Here is a 1,579-nt window from a genome sequence, read left to right as displayed (position 1 = left end):
GTGGAGATCCTGTGGGAGCGGGTTTACCCGCGAAGAGGCCGGGACAGGCGAAACAAAAAAGGCGACCCTCATGCGAAGGTCGCCTTTTTCATTTCCGGGCCCGGATCAGATACCGTACTGCGCCCGGTAAGCCTCGACAGCTGGCAGATGCTGCTTCAGCTGTGGGTCATCGGCCAGGAACTCCAGAACCTGGGTCAGAGAAACGATGCTGACCACCGGAATACCGAAGTCACGCTCCACTTCCTGGATCGCCGACAGCTCGCCATTGCCACGCTCTTCGCGGTTCAGCGCGATCAGCACACCAGCGGCCTTGGCCTGCTGGGCATTGATGATCTGCATGACCTCACGAATGGCGGTACCGGCAGTGATCACGTCGTCGATGATCAGCACGTCACCGGCCAGCGGTGCGCCGACCAGGCTGCCACCTTCACCGTGGTCCTTGGCTTCCTTGCGGTTGAAGCACCATGGCACATCGAGCTGATGCTGATCGGCAAGGGCCACGGCAGTAGTCGCTGCCAGCGGGATACCCTTGTAGGCCGGGCCGAACAACACGTCGAAGGGGATCTTGCTGTCGACGATGGCTGCGGCATAGCAACGGCCCAGTTCGGCCAGGGCGGAACCGGTGTTGAACAGGCCGGCATTGAAGAAATACGGGCTGGTACGCCCCGATTTCAGAGTGAATTCACCGAAACGCAGTACCCCGCGATCGATGGCAAAACGGATGAAGTCGCGCTGATACGGCTGCATGGATAGTCCCGGACACCACGGATTTAGCTAAATGGGTTGAGCTCGGGTATCATACACGCACGAGATTTTTGGGGCCATTTATGCGGATCATCAGTGTGAACGTAAATGGCATTCAGGCTGCGGCCGAGCGTGGTTTGCTCAGCTGGCTGCAAGCCCAGAATGCCGACGTCATCTGCCTTCAGGATACCCGCGCCTCGGCCTTTGAACTCGATGACCCAGCTTTCCAGCTCGATGGCTATTTCCTTTATGCCTGCGACGCGGAGGTGCCTGCCCAAGGTGGTGTGGCCCTGTATTCGCGCATGCAGCCCAAGGCAGTCATCACCGGCCTGGGCTTCGAGACAGCCGACCGCTACGGGCGCTACCTGCAAGCAGATTTCGACAAAGTCAGTATTGCCAGCCTGCTGCTGCCTTCGGGTATGAACGGCGACGAAGACTTGAACCAGAAGTTCAAGTTGATGGACGACTTCGCCAAGTACCTGGACAAACAGCGTCGCAAGCGTCGCGAATACATCTACTGCGGCTCGTTCTACGTGGCGCAGCAGAAGCTCGACATCAAGAACTGGCGTGACAGCCAGCAGTCGCCGGGCTTCCTGGCGCCGGAGCGTGCCTGGATGGACGCGATCACTGGCGAAATGGGTTACGTCGATGCCTTGCGCGAAGTCAGCCGTGAGGGCGACCAGTACAGCTGGTGGCCGGACAACGAGCAGGCCGAAATGCTCAACCTGGGCTACCGGTTCGACTACCAGATCCTCACCCCGGGCCTGCGTCGCTTCGTGCGCAACGCCCGCCTGCCGCGTCAGCCGCGCTTCTCCCAGCATGCGCCGCTGATCGT

General features: G+C 60.2%; 2 protein-coding genes. One reads left to right on the top strand and one right to left on the bottom strand.

The window, feature by feature from the left end; all coding sequences use genetic code 11:
* Positions 1 to 105: 105 nt before the first annotated feature.
* The gene (gene pyrE, locus ACK1U9_RS07345) at positions 106 to 747 is read right to left on the bottom strand and encodes an orotate phosphoribosyltransferase (protein ID WP_003253405.1); all 642 of its coding nucleotides are present in this window, start codon (positions 745 to 747) and stop codon (positions 106 to 108) included.
* An 80-nt stretch (positions 748 to 827) separates the two neighbouring features.
* Here pyrE and ACK1U9_RS07340 point away from each other — a divergent pair.
* A partial coding sequence (locus ACK1U9_RS07340; protein WP_449109795.1) for an exodeoxyribonuclease III occupies positions 828 to 1,579 on the top strand: 752 nt, incomplete at its 3' end.

It is taken from the genome of Pseudomonas sp. XP1 (genome assembly GCF_053557675.1).
Note: the sequence above shows the minus strand (reverse complement) of the source record. Positions and strands in the feature narration are given on the sequence as shown.

What these genes read in the sequence shown, in the direction of transcription:
- pyrE (WP_003253405.1), bottom strand. Translation starts at nt 747, where the DNA reads ATGCAGCCGTATCAGCGCGACTTCATCCGTTTTGCCATCGATCGCGGG.